Origin of the sequence: Candidatus Pantoea floridensis (genome assembly GCF_900215435.1) — a bacterium.
GTDB classification, from domain to species: Bacteria; Pseudomonadota; Gammaproteobacteria; order Enterobacterales; family Enterobacteriaceae; genus Pantoea; species Pantoea floridensis.
Genome location: NZ_OCMY01000002.1, coordinates 608,554 through 626,920, shown reverse-complemented (window position 1 = coordinate 626,920; position 18,367 = coordinate 608,554). Strand labels below are relative to the sequence as shown.

The 18,367-nt window shown below is 53.4% G+C and carries 17 protein-coding genes; 8 read left to right on the top strand and 9 right to left on the bottom strand.

Features of this window, described 5'->3' with window-relative positions; all coding sequences use genetic code 11:
• Positions 1-93: 93 nt before the first annotated feature.
• Together CRO19_RS23520 and CRO19_RS23515 are read right to left on the bottom strand one after the other, a co-directional pair.
• Positions 94-915: a Cof-type HAD-IIB family hydrolase gene (locus CRO19_RS23520; RefSeq protein ID WP_097098244.1), complete on the bottom strand. Its 822-nt coding sequence runs from the start codon at positions 913-915 to the stop codon at positions 94-96.
• 130 nt (positions 916-1,045) lie between these two features.
• Complete coding sequence (locus CRO19_RS23515; protein ID WP_097098243.1) at positions 1,046-1,684, bottom strand: TetR/AcrR family transcriptional regulator; 639 nt, start codon at positions 1,682-1,684, stop codon at positions 1,046-1,048.
• Between the two features lie 91 nt (positions 1,685-1,775).
• Between CRO19_RS23515 and CRO19_RS23510 the strand changes: the two genes are divergently transcribed.
• Positions 1,776-2,444, top strand: coding sequence for an O-methyltransferase (locus tag CRO19_RS23510; RefSeq protein WP_097098242.1), 669 nt, complete (start codon positions 1,776-1,778; stop codon positions 2,442-2,444).
• Between the two features lie 33 nt (positions 2,445-2,477).
• Here CRO19_RS23510 and zigA read toward each other — a convergent pair whose 3' ends face one another.
• The 3 genes from zigA to CRO19_RS23495 form a co-directional block, all read right to left on the bottom strand.
• Positions 2,478-3,698 carry a zinc metallochaperone GTPase ZigA gene (gene zigA / locus CRO19_RS23505; RefSeq protein WP_097098241.1) on the bottom strand — a complete coding sequence of 407 codons (1,221 nt, stop codon included), beginning with the start codon at positions 3,696-3,698 and terminating at the stop codon, positions 2,478-2,480.
• Positions 3,699-4,047: 349 nt separating this feature from the next.
• Positions 4,048-5,154, bottom strand: coding sequence for an ABC transporter substrate-binding protein (locus tag CRO19_RS23500; protein ID WP_097098240.1), 1,107 nt, complete (start codon positions 5,152-5,154; stop codon positions 4,048-4,050).
• 114 nt (positions 5,155-5,268) lie between these two features.
• Positions 5,269-6,021, bottom strand: a complete 753-nt coding sequence (locus CRO19_RS23495; RefSeq protein ID WP_097098239.1) for an IclR family transcriptional regulator — start codon at positions 6,019-6,021, stop codon at positions 5,269-5,271.
• 392 nt (positions 6,022-6,413) lie between these two features.
• Here CRO19_RS23495 and CRO19_RS23490 point away from each other — a divergent pair, with 392 nt between their 5' ends.
• From CRO19_RS23490 to CRO19_RS23465, 6 genes are all read left to right on the top strand, one after another.
• Complete coding sequence (locus CRO19_RS23490; RefSeq protein WP_097098238.1) at positions 6,414-6,806, top strand: RidA family protein; 393 nt, start codon at positions 6,414-6,416, stop codon at positions 6,804-6,806.
• 141 nt (positions 6,807-6,947) lie between these two features.
• Complete coding sequence (locus tag CRO19_RS23485; protein WP_097098237.1) at positions 6,948-7,784, top strand: ABC transporter substrate-binding protein; 837 nt, start codon at positions 6,948-6,950, stop codon at positions 7,782-7,784.
• A 49-nt stretch (positions 7,785-7,833) separates the two neighbouring features.
• Positions 7,834-8,571 (top strand): amino acid ABC transporter permease, encoded by a 738-nt coding sequence (locus tag CRO19_RS23480; RefSeq protein ID WP_097098236.1) that lies wholly within the window; start codon positions 7,834-7,836, stop codon positions 8,569-8,571.
• Entirely contained in the window at positions 8,568-9,212 is a 645-nt protein-coding gene (locus CRO19_RS23475; protein ID WP_097098235.1) for an amino acid ABC transporter permease, read from the top strand. The genes CRO19_RS23480 and CRO19_RS23475 overlap by 4 nt, the downstream gene beginning before the upstream one ends.
• Positions 9,209-9,946, top strand: a complete 738-nt coding sequence (locus CRO19_RS23470; RefSeq protein WP_097098234.1) for an amino acid ABC transporter ATP-binding protein — start codon at positions 9,209-9,211, stop codon at positions 9,944-9,946. Before CRO19_RS23475 ends, CRO19_RS23470 begins: the two co-directional genes overlap by 4 nt.
• 11 nt (positions 9,947-9,957) lie before the next feature.
• Positions 9,958-11,229 (top strand): alanine racemase, encoded by a 1,272-nt coding sequence (locus tag CRO19_RS23465; RefSeq protein ID WP_097098233.1) that lies wholly within the window; start codon positions 9,958-9,960, stop codon positions 11,227-11,229.
• A gap of 241 nt (positions 11,230-11,470) precedes the next feature.
• On the opposite strand, the gene CRO19_RS23460 is transcribed toward CRO19_RS23465, so the two are convergent.
• Together CRO19_RS23460 and CRO19_RS23455 are read right to left on the bottom strand one after the other, a co-directional pair.
• Positions 11,471-12,160 (bottom strand): aspartate/glutamate racemase family protein, encoded by a 690-nt coding sequence (locus CRO19_RS23460; RefSeq protein WP_097098232.1) that lies wholly within the window; start codon positions 12,158-12,160, stop codon positions 11,471-11,473.
• A gap of 15 nt (positions 12,161-12,175) precedes the next feature.
• Positions 12,176-14,233, bottom strand: coding sequence for an FUSC family protein (locus CRO19_RS23455; protein ID WP_097098231.1), 2,058 nt, complete (start codon positions 14,231-14,233; stop codon positions 12,176-12,178).
• A 265-nt stretch (positions 14,234-14,498) separates the two neighbouring features.
• Between CRO19_RS23455 and CRO19_RS23450 the strand changes: the two genes are divergently transcribed.
• Complete coding sequence (locus CRO19_RS23450; protein ID WP_097098230.1) at positions 14,499-15,446, top strand: sulfonate ABC transporter substrate-binding protein; 948 nt, start codon at positions 14,499-14,501, stop codon at positions 15,444-15,446.
• A gap of 237 nt (positions 15,447-15,683) precedes the next feature.
• Here the strand turns inward: CRO19_RS23450 and CRO19_RS23445 are convergent, their stop codons facing one another.
• Together CRO19_RS23445 and CRO19_RS23440 are read right to left on the bottom strand one after the other, a co-directional pair.
• Positions 15,684-16,898 carry an acyl-CoA dehydrogenase family protein gene (locus CRO19_RS23445; RefSeq protein ID WP_097098229.1) on the bottom strand — a complete coding sequence of 405 codons (1,215 nt, stop codon included), beginning with the start codon at positions 16,896-16,898 and terminating at the stop codon, positions 15,684-15,686.
• A 3-nt stretch (positions 16,899-16,901) separates the two neighbouring features.
• Complete coding sequence (locus CRO19_RS23440; RefSeq protein WP_097098228.1) at positions 16,902-18,335, bottom strand: MFS transporter; 1,434 nt, start codon at positions 18,333-18,335, stop codon at positions 16,902-16,904.
• Positions 18,336-18,367 lie beyond the last annotated feature (32 nt).

Sequence of the window (18,367 nt, the reverse complement as noted above, 5' to 3'; positions counted from 1 at the left end):
CTTAATTGATAACCATTACATCATGAATGGCGACCCAACGTTTTTAGCGGGATTTTTGTAGGGTGCGCATTCATGCGCACCTGGCACTCTCATTTAACCAAATGGCTCTTCTCGCGCCAGCAGACGAGCAATAACGTTGAGTGCGCCTTCATCATTGTTACTTTCAGTTTTATAACGCGACACCGCACTCACCGGTGCTGCCGCATTCGCCATAGCGAAGCTATAGCAGGCCTGGCGCAGCATTTCGATGTCATTCGCGCTATCACCAATCGCGACCACTTCACAATCATCAATGCCCCATTTTTCCTGCAGCAGTGCGATGCCGTGCGCTTTATGGCAGCCGGGGATGATCAAATCGACAAAGCCAAAGCCGCTGGAGACCGGATGCATGATGTTTTCAATCGCGTTTAGTTCTGCGTGCAAGCGCTCCATCAACGCATCCACGCCTTCATGCGCCAGATTCAGCGAGAATTTGAAGATGGTGTCATCGATATCGTACAGATTGTCGCGCTTTTCCAGGCGATGGTAGTGATTCGCCAGCATAGCGATCACCTCGTCGGACATTGACGTATGCACATATGCGCCATTGCGGCCGCATACTACGGTGCTGATATCCGGCTCTTTTGCCAGAATATCGAGGATTTGATGCACGCGCTCCGGCGCCAATTCGCCGCAGAAGATCTCTTCATTACTATCAGAAACCCAGGCGCCATTTTCCGCTACAAAAGCAATTTCATCTTTAATCTCAGGGAAATAGCGCAGTAACTGATAATACTGATTGCCACTGGCGACCACGAAACGGATCCCCTTCTCTTTCAGCAATGCGTACTGGCGAGCAAAACGCTGCGCATTGTACTGCTTGTTGTCATCGAGAAAAGTCCCATCCATATCCACCGCAATCATTTTTACTGCCATTTTGCTCTCCCGTATTTGTTCGCTTGCTGCATCCAGCTAAAAGGTTTTCTTAAGCTTACTCGCGGTGTGGATTATTGAGAATGTGAATAATGAGTTTGTTAACCGCTTTCAGAGATTTCCAGTCCATCTTTTACTGTAAATCAGCGCCTTTTTCCCTGATCCAGGCACAAAACATCTGCGCCATTTCCTGCGCATACGCCTGGATCTCTGCAGGCGTACGCGGTGATTCGGAGAAGTGTTTGCCCACATTGCCCAGCGTGCTATTGATTAAATCCGCGGCGCGCGCACGATCGTCCTCATTGGATTGCGGCAGCAGTTCCAACAAAAAATCACTGATGACATTATCACCCGCCGCCCGCGCTTCCTGTACTTCAGGTGCATCACGATATAACGGTGCGGCGTCATTAAGCGCCGTGCGCATTGCTGCTTCTTCGCACTCCGATTGCAAAAATGCCAGCGTGAGATCGTGCAAACGCTGGCGCGGCGACACGGTGTTATTGCTCAAGATTGCAGCTAATAAATTGCCGGTGCGTTGCCACTCTTCGCTTTGCAATCTGAAAAGAATAGCCGCCTTATTGGGAAAATACTGGTAAAGCGATCCAATACTGACGCCGGCTCGCTCCGCCACGCGCGCGGTGGTGAAACGCGTGGCCCCTTCCTGCTCTAAAACCTGAGTAGCCGCTTGCAAAATGGCCGAAACCAGCTCGCTCGAACGCAACTGCTGCGGCCTTTTTCGCTCTGAAATCTTAGTGTTACGACGCTCAGCCATAGGCTCTCCTGAACACGAATAGTGAAATGCGATTAATTCATCGTATTCTGTTCGCACAGCATAATCCATTTTTTCATGTCCGGAGAAAACCATGAACACCTTAACATCAGCGCCGTTAGCACCGCTGTTGAACTACCTGTTTGAGCTGGCCGATAATATGGCGCATCCCACCAATGAAGCGTTCCGTAAGATGTCCGATGCCGAACAACATCGCCTGCTGCAAAGTAAAACTGATTACCTGGAGCTGTATGGTCATCTGAAAGATGTACCGCTGGCGATATCCCGTGAAACCGGCAAACTGCTGTATATGCTGGCGCGCAGCAGCAATGTGCAATCAGTGATTGAGTTTGGCACCTCATTCGGGATTTCCACCCTGCATCTGGCCGCAGCAGTGCGCGATAATGGCGGTGGCAACATCATCACCTGTGAATTTGAGCCAGGTAAAGTAGCGCTGGCGCGGAACCACTTTGCCGATGCGGGCGTCAGCGATCTGATTGAGATACGCGTGGGGGATGCCTTACACACGTTGAGCCGCGATTTACCTGCATCCATTGATATGTTGATACTGGATGGCGCAAAAGCGATCTATCCAGAGATTTTGACGCTGGTAGAGCCTTATTTACGTGCGGGCGCACTGATCGTTGCGGATGATGCCGATTTCAGCCCAGCCTATCTTGAACGCGTGCGCAGCAGTCGCGAATTCATGTCGCTGCCGTTCAACGATGGCGTGGAAGTCTCCATGTGGTTGGGGAAAATGTAGGGAGGCCTGCCCGCCTCCCGTAAATACGGTGGATCAGTTAAACCACGGCTGGAAAGGATCGGGGAGCGCGATCCAGTTATCTGCGCCAGACGCCATTTCCTCATCAGTGAGTAGCGCCTCCTCAAGCTTTTCACGCAGCGCGGCTTCGTCCATGTCAATGCCAATGAAGACCAGCTCCTGACGAGCGTCCCCCGTTCCGTCCACCCAGTTATCGAGGATGTACTGCAGGTTTTCTTCATCCTCAGGCCAGCGATCTTTCGGCACGCTGGCCCACCACATTCCTGCCAATCCCTGACGTGATACGCCGCCCGCCTGCGACCAGGAACCCGCATGACGCGGGCGACTGGCTAGCCAGAAGTAGCCTTTGGAACGCACTACGCCGTGCATCTCGTGTTCAATCACCTGAGCGAAACGCATGGGATGGAACGGGCGACGCGCACGGAACACAAAATTGCGAATGCCATACTCTTCGGTTTCTGGCGTATGTTCGCCGCGTAGCTCCTGCAGCCAGCCCGGCGCCTGCGCCGCAGCGTCAAAATCGAACAAGCCAGTATTGAGAACCTGCTCCAATGCGACCTTGCCGAATTCAGAGGTAATGATGTTGGCACGCGGATTAAGCGACGTCAGAATCGCCATCAGCCGCGCCTTTTCCACTTCATCAATCAGATCGGTTTTGTTGAGAATGAGCACATCGCAGAACTCGATTTGATCAACCAGCAAATCCACCACCGTGCGCTCATCTTCTGCGCCAAGGGATTCACCGCGCGACTGAATGCTTTCATTCGATTCATAGTCACGCAGGAAGTTGAAGCCATCGACCACTGTCACCATGGTGTCTAGCGCCGCCACAGCAGACAAACTTTGGCCCTCCTCATCGGCGAAGGTAAAGGTTTCCGCCACCGGCAGCGGCTCAGAAATGCCGGTCGATTCGATCACCAGGTTATCGAAGCGCCCATCCTTCGCCAGTCGATTAACTTCCAGCAGCAGATCTTCGCGCAGCGTGCAGCAGATGCAGCCATTGCTCATCTCCACCAGCTTTTCGTCGGTGCGCGACAGCTCTGCCCCGCCCTCGCGCACCAGCGCGGCATCAATATTCACTTCCGACATGTCATTGACGATCACCGCCACGCGACGGCCTTCGCGGTTATTTAGAATATGATTTAGCAGCGTAGTTTTACCGGCACCGAGAAAACCGGAAAGCACAGTGACCGGCAGCTTTTTAGACCCATGGGTAGATGGGGTTATTGCGGACATAACAACTCCTTCATATGACAGCGAGCACAAGGCGTAGTGACGCATGCGGTAGATTTGTTATGTTATAACATAACAAATTGAGAAGTCATCGAAGAATGTTGATTGGGGTAAAATAAATGGGTTGCCATGAATGGCGTAATGCTCGTCAGTTAAGCGTGAATCGGTCACCATGAATGGTGACCCTACGTGGATATCGCCGGGTTTTCGTAGGGTGCGCATTCATGCGCACCTGCATAAACAGGCAATTTTTTGCTTAACTGATCGGCATTACGCCATGAATGGTGACCCTACGTGGATATCGCTGGGTTTTCGTAGGGTGCGCATTCATGCGCACCAGGCATACGAAGGATTACTGATTATTGGGGTAACTCAAATCAATTGCTTGATCCGGCAGAGTAGTGAAGGTCTTAACGAGGGTGCGGAAATCGGCGGTCGGCTTCAGATCGGCAAACTGCTGCGGATAGAGATCCTTCGCCAGAATTTCCATGCCAATGATGTTGTACGGATGGTTATAGAAGTGGTGATAAACGCCGTACACGCGGCCCTGCTTCACTGGTTCGATCTGCGATAAGCCGGTGCGCTTCAGCAACGTATCGAAGGTCGCCTTAACTTCCTGCGGCTGAACGCCATAGCCAAACGGCAGCACATTAGTATTGGGCCGTTTAGATCCCGTCATAATGTAGACGTCAGGTTTCATGGCGATGATTTTTTCCAGCGCCACAAATCCGGCATTGCCCGGCAGCAGTTCAGAGCCAATGTTTTTCCCGCCAACCGCCTCCACCAATCCGCCCCAACCGTTATGGCTGTGAGTAAAGCAACAATTATCGCTGTTACCGGCGATCGGTTCGATAAATACCGTCGGTTTGTTCTTTATTTTCGCTACCGCCTGGGAAATGCGCTCAAACTTCTGCTGATAGAAATCGGTATAGGCTTTAGCCTGCGTTTCACGGTTCAGCACTTTACCCAACAGCGTCACGCTTGGTGCGGTGTTTTGCGCCGGATGCAGTTCGTAATCGACAAATACCACAGGAATATGCAGATTATTCAGGGTGTCAAGCACGCCTGACTGCTGCAAGGCGGGTTTGGCGCGCAGTTGGGCAATCATTAAATCCGGTTTCTGTGCCAGCACGCTTTCGAGGTTGACCTGGCCCTGATCGCTAAAGCCCATATCGACAATTTTCGTCGCTTCCGGCCAGCGGCCTTTTAGCGCGTCCCAGGTTTGCGTATCTTGTTTTTTCGGCAAGTTGTTCCACGCTACCACGCGCTTAAACGGATCGTCTCGGTCAAGCAGCGCCAGCGTCAGAATGTCGCGACCATCCTGCAAGATAATGTGCTGAGGCTCTTTATTGATGGTTTGCGTTTTACCGTCCATATCGGTGACGGTCAGCGGATAGGTCGTGGCGGCAGCCGCGGTTGAAGCCAGTAAACCCATTGCCAAAAGCAGGCGCGTTTTCATCCTAAAACTCCGTGGTAAAAAGAATAGTTATTATTATCAATTACCTTAACACAACCTTAAGTGGCGGAAATAAACACCACTTCAATCAGTTGTAACGGAGTTTTACGGCTGCGCTTAGGTGAAATCAGACAGTTTCTGCCCCGACGTGATCAGCTCCTGCAGCAACATCTGGCGACGCTCCTGCGGCGTATCACGGCTCACCATAAAGCAAATCGCGGCCACGGCCTGGCCACTGCGTGAACGAATCGGCGCGGCCATGCAGCAGGTGAAGCTTTCAGATAACCCTTCGGTCATGCAGTAACCCAGTTTTCCCGCATGGTGAATTTCATCAAGAAACGCCTGCTTATCGAGGATTTGACCGCTGGCGAGGCGATAATCCTCTTCCGGGATGAGATCCAGAATCGCGCTGTCAGACCAGTTGCTGAGCAGTAAGCGGCCGGTAGCCGTCCAGGTAATTGGCACGCGCACGCCGATATCTGAGGTGATCTTGAACGGATGGGCATTACTTTCCGAAAGCACCACGGTGTATTTATTGCCTTCCAGCATGCAGAGCTGCACGGTTTCCCCATGGCGCGCCACAATCTCCACCATCAGCTGATGCGCCCGGCGAATGAGGTCGTTGTGCGCCATGTAATCCGCACCGTAATAGTGCATTTCCCGGCTAAAAAAGACGGCGCCTTCGGCATCCAGCTCCAGCAAACCGGCTTCACTCAGCAGACTGACTAATTCATAAATGCTGGAACGCGGCGCTCCCGTCGCTTCAATCAACTCACGCATCGCCATCGGCTGGCGCGCACTGTGCAACTGCCGAAAAATATCAATAACCCGGTCAACGCCGCGCGCCCGTGAGGGTTTTTCATCCGGCATACACTCACTCTCCTGCTGCTCTACTACGAATAGTTAAGGGGATATAAGCAAAACATCATACACGTGGCTTATGCTTTTACCCATCTCAGATTAAATAAAAATTATTCATCAGAATTTTATTTAGGCGTTCTTTTTTGGGGCCTCATTTTGGCGCACTGCACCGCCCTCTCTTTTATAAAATCACGATAACGATCACATTCTCATTTAAAAATGAACGGTCGCTTAATTTTATTTTGCGATCCCGACTACATCACAAAAAATTAAATACCCATGCACATATTGCAAAAGAAAAAATCCTGTGCAAATCTTGCCCTATCCAGTATTGCAGATTGCAGTCTGGTATATCAGACAATAAGAAAACCACGCTTTCGTGCAAACAGGAGCAGGATGGGATGACGATTACACGTTATGGTGTAGAAGGTGGAACCGGGACGGGTGGGCAAAAACTGCCCTTCGCTCGTGCAGTTGAAGCCGACGGCTGGCTTTACATCTCCGGCCAAACGCCAATGCGCAATGGTGAAGTCGTTGAGGGTGGCATCATCGAACAGACGCAACTGGCGTTCGAAAACTGCCTCACTATCATGCGCGAAGCCGGCTATCGCGTCGAAGATGTGGTGCACGTCACCGCGGTATTAACTGATGCACGCTATTTCAGTTCATTCAATAAGGTGTTCAGTGAGATATTCAGCGGCAATCCACCCGCGCGTATTTGTAGCGTGCAGGATTTAGTGGTGGACTGCAAAGTGGAGGTCGATATGAAATGCTTCCGTGCCGATCGTAAATAATTATTAACCTCAAAACAGGCTGGCGAAATTCACTTTAAGCGCCTGCACCAGGACAGCCTGTTATTAATTAATGCCTTTCTATTTTGCTGTGAAATAACGGCGCGATGCCGTCTCGTCAAAATATCTAAAGAGAGCATATAAATGAATACAACATCGCTAAAAATAAGCGTCAAAGCGGTAGCCAGTGCGCTGGTTTTACTGACTCTGGCAGGCTGTACGCCCACGGAAGAGAAAAAAGACGCTGGTGCAGCACCACAATCTGCACTGCAAACCGTGTTGCAGCGCGGCACCTTACGCGTGGGCGATTGCCTGAGCTTCGCTCCCTTTGGGTTTTACGATAAAGACGGCAATCCCGACGGCTACGATGTTGATCTCGCCAAAGCATTGGCCAAAGAGATGGGCGTGAAGCTTGAGATGGTCAATACCACCAGCGCCAACCGCATTCCCAATCTGCAAACCAATAAAGTGGATGTGGTGTTCTGTAACTTCACCCGTAATCTGGAGCGCGCTAAAGAGATCGGCTTTACCAACCCGTATGTGGTCGCGAGTGAAGCGATGCTGGTGCGTAAAAATAGCGGCATCCAATCTGCCCACGACATGGGCGGCAAAACGATCGCCACGGTGAAAGGTTCCACCAACGGCGACGAAGTACGCAACCTCGGCATCGACGTGAAGATTCAGGAATATGATTCATCGCAGGCGGCAATTCTCGCGGTAAAACAGGGCCAGGCCGATGCGATGATCGAGGATAACAACTTCCTCGCCTATCAGGCCAAGCTCGACCCGACGCTTACCGTCACCAATGAAGCGCTGGTACCGCTGGAATACAACGCCTTCGGCGTGAAACAGGGTGACCAGGTGTGGACCAACTATCTAAACGAATTCCTGTTTGAAATTAACGCTTCCGGCGAAAACGCCCAGCTGTATCAGAAATGGTTCGGCAACAAGCCGCGCTACCCGCTGAATCCGCAATATTGATGGCACGCGGCGCGGCAGAACATGCTGCGCCGCCCCAAGGAGCAGAACCATGAGTTATCAATGGCTAACCCTGTGGCGCTATGCCGACACATTTCTCGAAGCCGCCTGGCTAACCCTGCAAGTGACATTGCTGGCGTTTGCGCTGGCGGTCGCGCTGGGATTGCTCTCCGCGCTGGCTAAATCATCGCCGCTGGCGCCGCTGCGCTGGATCAGCCACTGCTACGTTGAATTCATTCGTAATACGCCAGTGCTATTGCAAATTTTCATCATCTTCTTTGGTCTGCCGTCACTCGGTATCACCATGAGCGCCTTTACCGCAGGCGTGCTGGCGCTGGGGATCAACGTGGGGGCTTATCTCTCCGAAACCTTCCGCGCGGGAATTCAATCGGTACCCAAAGGCCAACTCGAAGCCGCGTGGGTGCTGGGGATTCCGCGGCGACAGATCTTCCTGAATGTGGTGCTGCCACAGGCAGCGCGTGCGGTGTGGCCGGCCATTATCAATAACCTGATTCAGCTATTGCTTGGCACCTCGTTGCTCTCAGCTATCGCGCTGCCAGAACTGACCGGCACCGCGACGGTGATCAATGCGCGTACGCTGCTGTATATCCAAACGTTCAGCGTGGTCGCGCTGGTGTATTTAGTGCTGAGCAACCTGTTCTCGTGGCTGGGAACGCTTGCAGGACGGCGCATGTTCCACCCGCCGCTGGTAACGCCAGTAAAAAAGTCCGCATGGTGGTGGGCAAGAAAATGGCTGACTAATCCATTGAAGCGGGAGCGCGCGCTATGAACGACTTAATCATCAGTTCATTACCGATTCTGTTGAAAGGGCTCGCTATCACGCTGCTATTGTCGGTAGCAGCGATTATTGGCAGCACGCTGCTGGGATTGCTGGCCGCGGTGCTGCGCACCAGCCGCCTGCCGGTCGCCAGGCAGATCGCTGTGATCTATACCGAACTGTTTCGCGGCACGCCAGTGCTGATCACACTGATGTTCATTTACTTCGGCGTGGCTTACTTCGGCTACGACATCAATTTGTTTGCCGCCGGCATTCTGGGGCTAAGCATTTATCAGGGCGCATACATCGCCGAGGTGTTCCGCGCCGGTATTGAAGCCGTGCCGAAAGGTCAGTGGGAAGTGTCATGGATTCTTGGCATGTCGAAGCGCCAGACCTTCATGAGTGTAGTCCTGCCGCAAACGCATGGCATCGTGCTGCCACCGCTAGCAGGGCAATATCTTTCACTGATTAAAGATACCTCGATCGTCAGCATGATCGGCATGTCCGAACTAATGCATCAGGGACAGGCGATTGTCGATCGCATCGGCCAGCCGGTGGTGGTTTACGGTCTGGTTGCCCTGCTCTACTTCGCTATCTGCTTCCCCATTTCCCGTTGGGTACAACATCATCAGACCAGGAGCCAAATTTCATGAGCAAATCCGCCATTACGCTGAGCCGGATCACCAAATCTTTTGGCTCTACCCAGGTTTTGAAAGAGATCAGTCTGGATGTTTCACCGGGTGAAGTGCTGGTGCTGATCGGTGCCTCTGGCTCGGGAAAAAGCACCGTGTTGCGCATTATGAGCGGACTGGAGATCGCCGACGGCGGTGAAGTCTGGGTGAATGAAGTGCCGCTGCATGAACGTAAGCGCACCAACGAAATCTGCGGTCACGTTGGCATGGTGTTCCAGCAGTTCAACCTGTTTCCTCACAAAACCGCACTTGGCAACGTCACGCTGGCGCTTGTTAAAGCACAAAAACTGTCTGAAGCGGAAGCCACAAAGCGCGGAATGGCGGCGCTGACGCGTGTAGGCCTCGCTGAGCGCGCACATCACTATCCGGCACAGCTTTCCGGCGGCCAGCAGCAGCGCGTTGCGATTGCCCGTGCGCTGGCGGTGGAACCAAAAATCATGTTCTTCGATGAAGCCACATCGGCACTGGATCCAGAGTTGGTGGGTGAAGTCATGGAAGTGATGCGCAGCCTGGCGCGTGAAGGTATGACGATGGTGGTGGTGACGCACGAAATGGGCTTTGCGCGGAAAACCGCCGATCGCGTGGTGTTTATGGACCAAGGCGTTATTGCTGAGCAGGGTTCACCCGAGCAGATTTTCGTTAATCCACAAAATCCGCGCACCCAGCAGTTTTTATCACGCGTGCTTGAGCACTAACAGGAGGAGATATGTCGATTCGCTTTCCGCTGCAGGCGGATGGTTTATTAGATGAAGAGTTGCTCGCGCCGCGTTTTAAATCCGTAGCGGGTGCCGGAGATGCGCCGTTGGCAAGCGGTACCTCGGTGCTCAGTAGCGATCGCGTGTTTTCACCCTTGATGGTCATGAAACAGTCGGCGCTGGAGAATAATCTGCGCCAGCTGGCGGCCTTCTGTAATGAAAAAGGCGTGATGTTAGCGGCGCACGGGAAAACCTCGATGTCGCCCGCCATTCTGCGTCGCGCTATTGCGGAGGGTGGCGCATGGGGTTTAGGTGCTGCCACACCCGCTCAGGTACGCGCGCTGCGGCAGTTCGGCATTCGCAATGTCTTTCTCGCTAACGAGTTGGTCGATCCGGCGGGCATTCGCTGGATTGCACAGTGGCAACAGCAGCATCCCGATCACGGCTTCCTTTGCTATGTAGATTCACTGCAAGGGGTAAAACTGCTGGAACAGCACCTCGGTGACAGCCAGATTTCGGTTCTGCTGGAGATGTCCGTTAGCGGCGGACGTACCGGTTGCCGTTCCCAGCAGGCAGCCGTGGCGATTGCTGAAGCAGTTGCAGCCTGCCCGTCGCTCAAGCTGGTGGGTATTGCGGGTTATGAAGGTGCACTTGGCGCCGGTCGCGATCAATCAGGTATTCAACGCGTCAAGGATTACTGCCAAATGATGATCGCAACGGCAGCAATACTGGCGGAGAAGCAGCTGTTTGGCAGCGACCACATTATTTTAAGCGCCGGTGGTGGTGCCTGGTTTGATGTGGTGACGGAGTGCTTTACCGCGGCAAAACTGCCCTTGCCGATGACGCCGTTGATCCGCTCTGGCGCTTATATGGCACACGATAGCGGTCTCTACGCTCGTATCGCGCCCTTTGCGCAACCTGGCGCATCACACCATTTTAAGGCCGCGCTCGAGATTTGGGGGCGAGTGTTATCACGTCCAGAGCCGGGATTAGCGTTCGTAGATTTTGGTCGGCGTGACGTGCCATTTGATCAGGATTTGCCCAACCCGCTGTGGATCCGCCGTGCCGATGGCAGCGCACCGCGCTCGGCAACGCATCTGCGCATCAGCGACGTTAACGATCAGCACGCCTATTTGCTGCTGCCTGAAGATGACCCTCTGCAGGTGGGCGATTGGGTGGGCTGCGGTATTTCGCATCCGTGTACCGCTTTTGATAAATGGCGCTATCTGCCGCTGGTCGATGATGATTATTGCGTCACAGATTCACTGGAAACAGCGTTCTGATGGTTTCATGAACCGTTTTAACCAGGTCGCCATGAATGGCGACCCTACAAAATGTGCAGGCTTTGTAGGGTGCGCATTCATGCGCACCAGGACACCATGAATGGCGACCCTACGAAAATGTGCAGGCTTTGTAGGGTGCGCATTCATGCGCACCAGGACACTATGAATGGCGACCCTACGAAAATGTGCAGGTTTTGTAGGGTGCGCATTCATGCGCACCAGGACACCATGAGTGGCGACCCTACGATAACGCCAGCTTTACCGCGTCTTCGGCATGAATCAACGTGGTATCGAACAGCGGTACGCTGGCATCCTCTGCGTTCACCAGCAAAGTGATTTCGGTACAGCCCAGGATAATCGCCTCAGCGCCCTGCTCCACCAGCTCAGCAATAATCTTGCGATAATGCGCACGTGATTCCTCACGAATGATGCCGAGGCAGAGTTCCTGATAAATGATGTCATGCACCACTTTTCGCCCTGCTGTATCGGGCACCAGCACCTCAATCTCCGCCTGATTAAGCCGTCCTTTATAAAATTCTTGCTCCATGGTGAACGCCGTTGCCAGCAAACCCACCTTCTTCACGCCCGCCTGACGAATGCGCTGTGCCGTGGCATCAGCTATATGCAGCAGCGGAATGCTGACCGCATCGGTAATCTGCTGCGCCACTTTGTGCATGGTATTGGTACAGAGTACGATGAAATCTGCCCCGCCCTGCTCAAGGCTGCGCGCGGCATCCGCCAGAATCTCACCCGCCTTTTGCCACTCGCCCGCGGCCTGTAGCTGTTCTATCTCATGAAAATCGACGCTATACATCAAGCTGCGTGCAGAGTGTAAACCGCCCAACTGCTGTTTCACCTGCTCATTGATAATGCGGTAATACAGCGCGGTAGATTCCCAGCTCATGCCGCCAATCAAACCAATCATTTTCATTTGCTTAACTCCATTTTAAATGCCCTGCTCAGCACTGTACGGGATTTCCGGCCAACGCGCTGAAGGAAACAACGATAAACGGATATTGAACAGGTGGAACATCGGCGCAAACAGCCTATTTTCCTGTATCGCTGCCGCTTCAAGACGTAACAGCAACGTATTGAGTTCTGCCAGCAGTTGCGGCTGCGGTGAGCTTTGTAACGACTTCAACCGACGCTTCAAAAACTGGCTGAGTTCATGGAACATCGCCGCGCTCTCAATATGATGTGCCAGCAAAAGTTCACGATGGCGCGTGTAGTAGTCGTAACAGTTCGCGCCCAGCCAGGCTTCGGCGATCAGATTACCGCCGGAGACTAAATCCGGAGCCGGATCGACACGTTTACGCGGCAGGATGATGTTGACCTTATCCAGCGTGCGCGACACAAACTGCTGACGCGCCGTCAGGGTCACACTGTTAAGACGCACCGTGGCGATAAAGTGCAGCAGCTCGCGGATCCCTTTGCGCACTGCACGTTTGGCAGTCCACGAAGGACGCTTGTTACGGATCAGCGCCGTGATCACCAACGCAAAGGCAATGCCTACCAGCGTTGACAGCATGGCATTCACTATAAGCTGCAGATCGGGTTTGAAATGGTGGCTCATACCGATTAGTCCGGGGATTTGCGTGGCGACAATCAGGCCAATCAGATTGGTAGCAGGATTGGCGATAACCAAACCTAACGCCAGCAAACCCGGCGCAAGGCAAATCACTAACGCCTCAAAGGTCACGGCCTGCGGAATGAACAGCGTGATATACATCAGGCTGATCGCCATCGATATTAATACACCTTTAAGAAACAGCTTCATGGGCGCGATAGGACTGTCCATGCCAGCAAAAAACGAGCACAGCACGGCTGCCATCATCGGCGCAGTCGCCCCATCGGACCAACCGCTGCCAATCCAGAACAGGCAGGTCGCGAAAGTGGCGATAAACGCGGTGAATGACGACAGCAGCAATAACCCTTTATCAACGTGCTTGTGCGCACGCGCCATTTTTCCCGCTTTAACTGCCGGTGTCCATTCACTCACCCGCTCGCTAACGCTTTGATAGGCATCGACGATGCGCACAAAATTGAGCAGCCGTTCCAGTAAACCAATCAGCAAAATAGTCTCTTCGCTATTAAACCTGCCCTCCTGCCATGCATGTTTCAGCTGCTCTTGCGCGGCAGCGAGCTTATCGCGCACCGGCAGTTGCTCCTCACCGTTAAGCCACAGTAAAAATTGCTGGAACACTTCAGCTACATACTCAGGAAAACGAATCTGCTGCTGCGCGAGCAGATTAAGACGCGATTCGATGGCTGTCAGCGTTGGAATGAAATATGACAGATGCTGATACTGCACGCTGACGAGGCGCACCAGCCGCCGCGCCGCATCGCCTTCATAGACGCAGTGGGTAATCAGCGTTTCAACGTTGAGCGGATAGTTAGCCATCTGCACCAAAATATCGTCGCGCTCCACCGACTTCTCGGCGGGCATGGCGGTAACCAGTTCGCTGCAGAGTTTGCGCGCGTTCTGAAACCACAGGTTGACGCTCTGCTCCAACAGATTGCGCATCGAAACGGGCCAGAGCAGCCGATGTACCAGGCTACTGCAAACGATCGCCACGGTAATCTCCTCAATACGCGAAATCACCGTGTAAGTAATGGCCGAAGGGGAAACCACGTCCGGAAAGCCCATGATCGCCGCACTGTAGCCTGCCAGCATAAATACATAGCTTTTCGGCGTGCGATCGTGCAGAGAAAGGTAGAGGCATACCGCCACCCACAGCGAAATACACAGGCTGAAAAGCAGCGGATCCTGCACCGTGGCGGGATAAACCAGCAGTGTGAACAAGCCCCCCAAAAGCGTACCGAAGAAGCGGAAAATGGATTTCGACACCGTCGATCCCGAGTAAAGCTGCGAGGCAACGTACACTGTAGTCAGTGACCAGGCCGGTTTATCGAGATTGAGTTCCAGAGCGATATAAAAAGCCAGAAAGGCAGCAAGACATGTTTTGGCAGAGAACAGCACTGCGCTTTTTGAAAACCACTTCATAGAACAGATAAAACCTTATGCCGGCAGCGGAATTGCTTATCCTGACAGAAGCTTTTCGCAATGGCATTTTGATTTGTTATACAAATTATTACCGTGCTAATTATATGGGCATCTATGGAAATCGTTGTCTCCACGACACGCTGAATGCTGACTACAGTGAATGATCCAGATCACATAAAAATCAGTTATAAGCGATCGAAATTAGTTATTTATTGGTTATATAAGCGCTTTGCTAAGGTGGCAAAAAAACCACGAGAGAAACATCATGAAAGTAAAACTTCCTGTCCTGAGCGCGTTGGCGCTCAGCGTTGGCCTGCTCTCCACACACGCCTTTGCCGCTAATCCAGAGACCGTTACCATCGGCTATCAAAAAGCCAATATCTTTGCGCTGCTGAAATACCGCGGCACGCTAGATGAAACCTTCAAAAAAGAAGGTATCACTATTCGTTGGGTAGAATTCCCGGCGGGCCCGCAAATGCTGGAAGGGTTAAACGTTGGCAGCATTGATTTGGCGGCGACGGGCGATGCACCACCCGCCTTCGCGCAGGCGGCAAAAGCAGACTTGATCTATCTCGGCCATTCGCCAGCAAATCCCAAAACCGAAGCGATTGTGGTGCCAAAGGATTCGCCAATTAAAAGTGTGGCTGATTTGAAAGGTAAACGCGTTGGCCTAAACAAAGGCTCTGATGTGAACTACCTGCTGGTGAAGGCGCTGGAAGACGCTGGGCTTAACTACAAAGATGTTAAGCCGGTGTATCTGCCACCCGCCGATGCCCGCGCCGCTTTCCAGAAAGGTGCGATTGATGCGTGGGTGATTTGGGATCCGTACCTTGCTGAAGTGGAAGCGAACGCCGATGCCCGTGAAATCCGCAATGCCGAAGGCTTAGTACCGCATTACACCTTCTATCTCGCCAGCCGTCCGTTTGCCGACGGCCATCCTGATACTGCTAAGCAGGTCGTAGATGAGCTGAGCAAGCTGAGCGACTGGGCGAATAAGAACCAGGATGAAGCCGCCGCGATTCTGTCAAAGTCCACCGGGCTGGATAAAACCATCTGGCAAACCACCTTAAAGCGTCTGCCATATGGCGCATCGCGCATGACACCGCAGGTGTTTGACGAACAGCAGGCGTTAGCGGATACCTTTACGCGAGTTGGCTTGCTGCCAGTGAAAGTGGATGTGCGCAGCGCAACCTGGTCACTGGATAAGAAGTAAGTCATTACTGACTGGTCGCCATGAATGGCGTAATGCCGACCAGTTAAGCACGGTATCAAATCAGCGCACCTTCCGTAGCGGCGCGATTTATCGCGCAATGAATTGCGCCGCTACGGAAGGTGCGCTTGTTAACAAGGTTTTTCATCTGTTAACTGAGCGGTATTACGCCATGAATGGTGACCCCGGGATTATTTAGCAAGGCTTTGGTACGGTGCGCATGACGCGCACCTGCATTTATCAGCCCTCTCCCGCGCCAATCTGCCAGATGCTGGTGGGTGCGGTGCCATTCACTTTCCAGTCACCGATATCACGCGCCTTATAGACCACCGGATTATGTGACGAGACAGTTCGTGCATTGCGCCAGTGGCGATCCAGCGCCTTGCTGACGCGCGTATCGGATGCCCCCAAAGCGTTAAACAACTCGGTCGCTGCGCGCGTGACCAGCTCGCTGGCTATCACCTGTGCCTGGCCCGCTTCGGCTTCAGCCAACACATTCGCCGCCACGATTTGCGCCTCATCGCTGCTCACATGCGCAACATATGCTGATTGCAGTGAATGGGTCGCGCGAATTACCGTGGCTTCGACTGCAAACGCCAGACTGGTGATTTCGCCGATCACCTGCAATAGCTGCGCATCTTGACGTGCCGCCCCCGCGTTGCCATGGCTGTAAACTCGCTTGCGCGCTGCCACCGATTGTGCGCCATCTCGCGCCACCGCGCGGCCGATTCCTGCAAGCGTCGCTAACAACACATGCTGATAAAAAGCAGTCTGATAGCGGAAACGCGTCGCGAAATCATAGACGTGCTCCTGCTCAACATGGGCATTGGCGAAACGCGTGGTGCCGCTGCCGGTTAAGCGCTGGCCAAATCCGTCCCAGTCATCTTCACGCGTGACGCCGGGTTGGTGAGTGTTCACCAGAGCGATAACATCGCCCTGGTTGTCGTTGCGGCGTGCATAGACGTCAATCCAGTCGGCGAACAACGTACCGGTGCTGTAAAACTTCTCGCCGTTCAGCGTCCAGCCCGCTTCACCAGGAGTGACCCGGGTAATCACATCACCCAGTTTTACCGCGCCAATTTCCGTCCAACCGCTGCCCACCAGCTCACCATCAATAAAGCGGCGGAACCAGCCATCACGCTCTGGGCTATCCGGCTGGTTGAGTCGATCTTCAACAAACGCAAAATGTGCGCGCAGCGCCTGTGGCAGATTAGAGTCAGCTTCCGCCAGCTCGATTAGCAGCTGGAACAGCTGCGGCAGCGATGCGCCCCACCCGCCCTTATCTTTCGGAACCCGCACCGTGCCGAACCCCGCCTCTTTCAACCAGGTGATGGGTTGATGGGGCAAAGTGCGCACATGCTCGCGTTCCACCGCACCTTGTGCGATGCGCGCAAACACCGGACGGAAATGCGCAGCCAGCGTGTCGTAATGGGTTTCTGTCACTAATAAGCTCATGGTTCACTCCTGATGTGAAAGATCATCGATGTCATGGCGCGTAGGCTCGTGGCGCACCGCCAGCAGGAAGAAGATCGGAATAATTGCTGCCAGTGAAACCACCCAGAACATATTGGTGCCAAGTGCCGCCTGCAGAAGCGGCAGAATAAATAGCGCCAGTGCGCTACCAATGCCTGAGAGCGCACGACTAAAGCCCACGCCGGTGGCGCGAATAGAAGTGGGATAGGAAAGCGCCGGATAAACCATCAGCTGCGCGCCGGGACCAAAACCTTCGGCAAACAGCCACAGGCCAAGCATCAGGATGGCGAAAACAATACCGGCAATCGCTTCAGGATGACCAATCAACGCCAGCGCAATCAGCGCAAAGAACTGCAGTGCAAATCCGGCAATTGCCACGTGGCGCGACGGATATTTCCACGCCAGACGCATACCGAGCAGACCGCCAGTAAAGGCAAACAACGCATTGAGGCCAAGCGACGCCGAAATAGTTTCAAACACCCCCGCTCCCAGGAACTGCGCGAGAATCGACGGCAGGAAGAAGGCAATTGCGGTGTATTCAAATGAGATGCAAATGTTCATCACGCCCGCGACGATGGTGCGTTCACGCCAGGGTTTTTGGAATAGCACGCGGAAGCTGACCTTCGGCGCGGCAGCAGCTGGTGGCGCTTCCGGTTCGGCTGCATGGGCATGAATACCATAGGAGTCGCGCAGGATACGCACAGCCGACTTGAGATCGCCCTGATTAGCGGCCCACAACGGCGACTCGTTCATAAACTTGCTGCGCACTGCGATGATCAACAGCGCGGGCACCGCACCGAACAGCAGCGACGCACGCCACAACCAATCAAGATGATCTTTCGGCAGTAGGAAATAGAGCGCAAAGATCAGCAGGAAGCAGAGCGTAGAAGCGGCATACCACATCGGGCACCAGGCAGCGAGTCGCGCTGCTTTGTTGCCTTTACCGGCAAATTTGGAAAATTCCGCCAGATAGGACATAGCCACTGGCAGATCGATACCTACGCCGACGCCCATCAGGAAACGCGCGCCAATCAACACCCACACGTTTGGCGCTAATCCTGCGGCAATTGCCGAGACGACAAAGAACAGCATATCGGCCATAAACACCGAATAGCGGCCATATTTGTCCGTCAGCCAGCCGCCGACCAGGTTGCCGACAATGGTGCCAACCATAATTGATGATGTAACCAAACCGGTCAGCAGCGGTGAGAGTTGAAACTCGCGCACCACATCGTCAATACCGTAAGACAGCGTGGTGAGATCGTAGGCGTCAAGAAATACGCCGCCGAGCGCGAGGAATACAATCATTCGCGCATAATTGTTGGTTTTACTGCGGGTGTTGATCAGTCTTGCCACATCACTGACCGAACGGACCGGTTCTGAAACCGGGATGGTGTTTTCTAAAGGAAGAGAACTCATAACGCCTCACGTTGTTGTTTTGTAGTGCAGGT